This is a genomic window from Candidatus Korarchaeota archaeon NZ13-K, from assembly GCA_003344655.1.
Taxonomy (GTDB): Archaea; Korarchaeota; Korarchaeia; order Korarchaeales; family Korarchaeaceae; genus Korarchaeum.
On record MAIU01000077.1, the window covers coordinates 1 to 5,341 of the forward strand.

Below are 5,341 nucleotides of genomic sequence, written 5' to 3' on the forward strand. Positions count from 1 at the left end.
GCCCATGAGATATCGGATGAGCTGGAGAGGAGGGTGATGGAGATACCAGGGGTCGTGGAGGCGGTTGTTCACGTGGATCCAGCCGATATACCGCAGCTCACGCTGAGCAGGGAGGAGGTGGAGAGGATCCTCAGGGAGAGGGTCGAGGGCATGCTGAGGGGCACCGAGGCCAGGCTGGAGTCCCTGGAGGTGTCCGACAACCCCTGGTGCATCACCCTGAGGGTGGTGGTTCCGAGGAACGCGGAACTGAGGGAGGTGCACGACTTCACGCACAGGCTGGAGCTGGCGATGAGGGAGTTCCTGCCCAGCGCCAACGTCACGGTCCACTTCTCCACGGAGTGAGATTCGGGGCGTTGGATTGATATGCTGAGGGGGATCGAGCGCCCCGGTCCGGTGGGACCGCATGGAGGTGAGCTCAAAGTTAAAAGGGAGCCGTGATCCTGGGGTAGGAGTGATGCTCTCTTGAGGTGCGCGGCCCTCCTGCTCCCCCTGGTGCTCCTGCCGGTCATCCTCAGCTCGGCACAGCCCTGTCTGATACTCAGGGCCGAGCCGAGCGAGCTTGTCGTCAACCCGGGGGATGAGGTGAGGATGAGGATCATCATAAGGAACGCCTGCGGGGCCGAGGTGAACCTGACGGGCTTCGAGCTTCGGGTCCTTCAGTACCTCCCCCCGCTGCCCTCGGGCATACAAGTGGGGGTCTACGAGATGCCCCTGGAGAGGCCGATCAGCCTGATGCCCGGGGAGGAGAGGGAAATAAAAAGGGTTTTTGAGGTCCCAAGAGTGGCCTACTCAGGAGATTTCTCAATAATCCTGAAGGCCAGAAGCACCGCCGGGGAGAGCGAGACGGAGGTGAGCCTTTCCCTCGGCCTGCCCCTCAGCTCGGCGATCTCGGCTGCCCTTCTGGTGTCGATCGAGGCAGGCGTCATCTACGGGATTTACAGGGCCCTCCTCAGGAGGGTGAGGCCCGAGCACATGATCAGCAGGAGGTTGAGGAGGCTCAGATCCGTGAGGGGTTGGAGGGAATACGATGAGGAGGTGGTGAACCTCCTAGATGAGAGGAGATCCTGGGGCACCTTAGAGGATGGTCTGAGGTACGAGAGGCACGTCAGAGCGATCATGAGGGCGGAGAAGCTGATCTCAATGGTCCTGAATGATCTGAGGGAGAGTGAGAGGAGGCTCGAGAGGGAGATAGAGGTCATGAGGTGGGAGCTGGCCGCCCTCAGTGGGAGGGTGAGTGAGAGGAGCCTGAGGTACGTGAGGAGGTTGATAGATGAGAGGGAGAGGATGCTGAGGGATCTGGCCTCACTGGTGAGGGAGGTCGGGCGCTCAGCGGGCGCTCAGGTGCCCTTATAGCCTCTAGGGTGTGAGTCAGCATGACCCAACATGCCCGGACCGAAGGTCCTCGCCGCGCTCTCGCTCGCGATCCTGATGGTTGGGCCCGTGCTCCTAGCGGCCGTGGATAACTACTCGGCCTCCTACCTGATAGAGCTCTACGATAGATCCAAGTCGGAGCTGCTGAGCCTGATCGGGGACCTGGGCTCTGAGTCTGAGGGTGAGGTTGTTAATGTCTCTGAGGGTGAGGTTAATTTCACGGAGGTCACGGCAGCTGAAACAACAGCCATCAGCTTAAACGCGACCACTGGCATCACCGGGTGCGCGAACGCCGGGGAGGAGATATCGAACATAATAGAAATCTCAGATGGATACATAGAGCAGGCGAAGAGCCTCCTATCGGCAGGTAACTACAGGGAAGCCGCTAGAATGGCCCTGAAGGCGCTCAACACTCTTGGGAGGGCCTGGATACTCCTGGGCCAGTGCTTCTCATCCAGGGTTGTTGAGGTGAGCGCCGCGAACGCCACGGTGAATGCGACGGTGAATGCAACAGTGAACGCAACCATCAACGCCACAGTGAATGCCACAGTTAACGCAACCCTGAGAGCTTCTAAAGTTGCTCCGGGCCTGCTTGTGGCGATATTGAGGCACGAGATAAGGCTCGCCAGGCTCAACGCCGTGATAGCGAGGGCCGAGAACATAAGCCTGAACGTGAGCTATGCCAAGAACCTCTCAGCTCAGGCATCCCAGCTCCTGGAGGAGGCGAGGGCGCAGGCCCTGGCTGGGAACACAAGCGCCGCGGCGCAGCTGATCGCCAAGGCCAACAGCCTCATGGCTCAGATCGTGAAGCTTCTGAGGACCAGCTCCTCTAACGCATTGAAGGCCGGGAAGATCGAGGAGATCAGGGCCAGGATTAGGAACGAGACCTCGAAGCCGGAGAAGATGATACCGCCAGGTCTGGAGAAGAAGGAGGCATGGAAGGGAGACAAGGGGAAGCCGGAAGTCCCTCCAGGAAAGGAGAAGGATAAGGGGAAGCCTGAGTCCCCTGGCAAGGGTAAGGGGAAGAAGGGCTGAGCCAGGGGAACCCATAATAATCTTTTTTATCCCCTCGCGGATGTGAGAAGAGGGGCCGATGATGAGACCTCATCTCCTCCTGCTGCTCCTCCTGGCGATCCAGCTCATGCGAGTGAGCTCAGCCCCTGCGGTGGAGGCATCTGTCGTCCTACTCCCGGACGGCTGGGCCGAGGTGAGCCTTTCAATCTCCGGGATAGAGACGCCGAGTTACGAGTTGAGGATTCAGGGGAGGCCATACGACCTGATCGTCAGCAGCAACGGGATCCTCCTCAACTACACGATCAGCGGGAGCTCCCTCCGCATAGAAACACTCGGCCTGAGCGATGTGGAGGTGAACTACTGGACCCCTTCGCTCACCTCAAAGCAGGGAATAATCTGGAACGCATCCCTCTCGCTCCCCTCCCAGGTCACCCACGTCCTAATACCATCTGATGCGACCGTAGTTGGCATCTCAGCTATCCCGGAGGAGATAGGCTCGGAGGGGGACTGGATCAGGTTAACATTCAACACAGGGAGCCTCTGGGTCTCGTACAAGTTCGAGAGCATCGTTCAGCCCAAGCAGGTGACGCGCGCCACGCAGTCCGAGACCTCGATCCCCAAGGGAGTGAGCGAGAGCGAGCCCAAGGAGACCTCAGAGGGGAGGGAAGCGGGTCAGGAGATCAACGAGAGCTCTCCTCAGGCCCCCGGGGCATCATACCTCATATACCTGATCCCCCTCCTCATAGCTCCAGTCGTGCTTCTGGCCAGGAGGGCCGGTCAGAGGGAGGTCGCCAGGGTGGATGAGATAGAGGAGTCCATAATCAGGGAGCTGAGGGCTAGGGGAGGGGAGATGACTCAGGCGGACCTCACCAGGGCCCTCAACCTCCCCAGGGCCACCGTCTGGAGGAGGCTGAGGAGGCTCGAGAGGGAGGGGGTCATCTCACTGGAGAGGAGGGGGAACTCAACTCTAGTGAGGCTGAGGAGATGACCGGACCGAGGGAGGCCAGGCTGCAGAGGAGGGAGGATGGCAGGGTCAGGTGCCTTGTCTGCGAGAGGGCCTGCCTCCTGGGGGATGGGATGACGGGCTCCTGCGGGAACTACGCGAACTTCGGAGGTACTCTCTACCACTCCGGCTACGGAAAGCTGAGCCACCTGGAGAGCAGGCCCATCGAGATAAAACCACTGTTCCACTACTGGCCGGGGAGCACCGCTCTCACCTACTCAAACTACGGTTGCAACTTCTACTGCCCGTGGTGCCAGAACCACGAGATAAGCTTCTCCTGGCCCCCCAAGGACGCCCCCAGGTTCGAGCCCTCCGATCTGGTGAACCTGGCGAGGATCAGGGGCGATGAGGGCATATCAGCAAGCCTCAACGAACCGGCAACGAACTTCGACTTCGTCATGGATGCTTCTGAGCTCGCCTCCAAGTGGGGGCTCTACTCCATGGTCGTGACCAACGGCTACTTCACGCTGGAGGCCCTGAGGGAGCTGATCAGGGCTGGAGTCGACGGCTGGAGCATCGACATCAAGGGCTGCCCTGAGATGGCCTCCATCAGGGTGCTCCCCCACGTGAATCACGAGCTCGTCTTCAGGAACGCGAGGGAGGTGCTGAGGGCTGGAGGTCACGTCGAGATAGTGTACCTCCTGGTCACGGGGGCCAACGACACCGAGGCCTGCTTCGAGTGGATCATCGACAAATTCCTGGAGTATCTCTCGCCCGAGGTACCGCTCCACCTGAACAGGTACTTCCCGGCCAACAGGTGGAGAGAACCCCCCACCGAGCTCGGGCTCCTCCTACGGCTGAGGGAGAGGGCCATCAGGGAGGGTCTCAGCTACGTTTACGTGGGGAACGTCTGGAGCCCCGAGCTGGAGAGCACTTACTGCCCGAGGTGCGGGAGGCTCCTGATATACAGGCCCGGCAGGGCCGTCAGGTTCGACCTGATCAGGGAAGGGAACTCTTGGAGGTGCCCAAGGTGCGGGAGGGTCATACCCATCAGGGGGAGGATTGGGAAGTCCGCAAGATAGCCTTTAGATAGCATAAGCCCTCACCTCATATCCGTTGAGAAGTGCCTGATCGAGCACTTCCTCAGCCTCTCCTCCAGCACCTCCACCCCTATGCCGGCGGAGCTGGGGGCCCTAATCGTGCCCCTTGGGGTGAGCTCCCAGGGGGGCTCCACTATGTCCTCCTCGTAGTACCTCCTGCTGGCAGATATGTCGTTCGGGAATCTGACGTTAGGCAGCGTGGCCGCCGCGACGAGGTGACCCCTCCCGATGCCGGTCTCGAGCATCCCCCCTATCCATATGGGCATCCCCACCTCCTCGCAGAAATCGTGTATGAGCCTGGCGTTCGTGAGCCCCCCGACCCTGGCCGGCTTCACGTTTATAACGGAGCAGCTGCCCAGTCTGTAGGCCTTATAAGCGTCCTCAGGCTTCTTTATTGATTCATCCAGGCAGATAGGGGTCCTCATCATCCTGGCGAGCAGGGAGTGGTCCAGGAGATCGTCGAAGTCGAGTGGCTGCTCCAACATGAGGAGGTTGAACTCATCGAGCCTCCTGAGGATGGGCCAGTCCTGGAGCCTGTAGGCGGCGTTCGCATCCACCTGCAGGGGGAGGTCCGGGTAATCCCTCCTGACGGCCTTCAGGACCTCCAGATCCCATCCCGGCTTTATCTTCAGCTTGACCCTCCTGTAGCCCTCATCGAGGTAGGATGACACGACTCTCAGGAGCTCTCCCACGTCCCTCTGGATCCCCACGCTCACACCACTCTCGATCTCCTCCCTAACGCCTCCCAAGAGCTTCCAGAGAGGTAGACCCCTCTTCTTGGCCTCTAGATCCCAGAGGGCCATCTCCGCCCCGGCCTTCGCCATCTGATGGCCCCTGACATTCTGGACGCTCCTCAGGAACTCCTCTGGGCTCTTGGCCCTCAGCAGAGGCTCGGAGAGGAACTCCCTTATCA

Annotated in this window: 6 protein-coding genes; 5 read left to right on the forward strand and 1 reads right to left on the reverse strand. The window is 60.4% G+C overall.

The window, feature by feature from the left end:
* From BA066_06570 to BA066_06590, 5 genes are all read left to right on the forward strand, one after another.
* On the forward strand, nucleotides 1-342 hold a 342-nt coding region (locus BA066_06570; GenBank protein ID RDD53025.1), incomplete at its 5' end, for a hypothetical protein.
* A gap of 120 nt (nucleotides 343-462) precedes the next feature.
* Complete coding sequence (locus BA066_06575; GenBank protein RDD53026.1) at nucleotides 463-1,353, forward strand: hypothetical protein; 891 nt, start codon at nucleotides 463-465, stop codon at nucleotides 1,351-1,353.
* A gap of 30 nt (nucleotides 1,354-1,383) precedes the next feature.
* Entirely contained in the window at nucleotides 1,384-2,406 is a 1,023-nt protein-coding gene (locus BA066_06580; protein ID RDD53027.1) for a hypothetical protein, read from the forward strand.
* A gap of 58 nt (nucleotides 2,407-2,464) precedes the next feature.
* A complete protein-coding gene (locus tag BA066_06585) occupies nucleotides 2,465-3,373 on the forward strand; it encodes a winged helix-turn-helix transcriptional regulator (GenBank protein RDD53028.1) in 909 nt (302 codons plus the stop codon).
* Nucleotides 3,370-4,410, forward strand: a complete 1,041-nt coding sequence (locus tag BA066_06590) for a radical SAM protein (GenBank protein RDD53029.1) — start codon at nucleotides 3,370-3,372, stop codon at nucleotides 4,408-4,410. The genes BA066_06585 and BA066_06590 overlap by 4 nt, the downstream gene beginning before the upstream one ends.
* A gap of 20 nt (nucleotides 4,411-4,430) precedes the next feature.
* Here BA066_06590 and menC read toward each other — a convergent pair.
* Nucleotides 4,431-5,341: o-succinylbenzoate synthase (gene menC, locus BA066_06595; GenBank protein ID RDD53030.1), on the reverse strand; the 911-nt coding region annotated here is incomplete at its 5' end.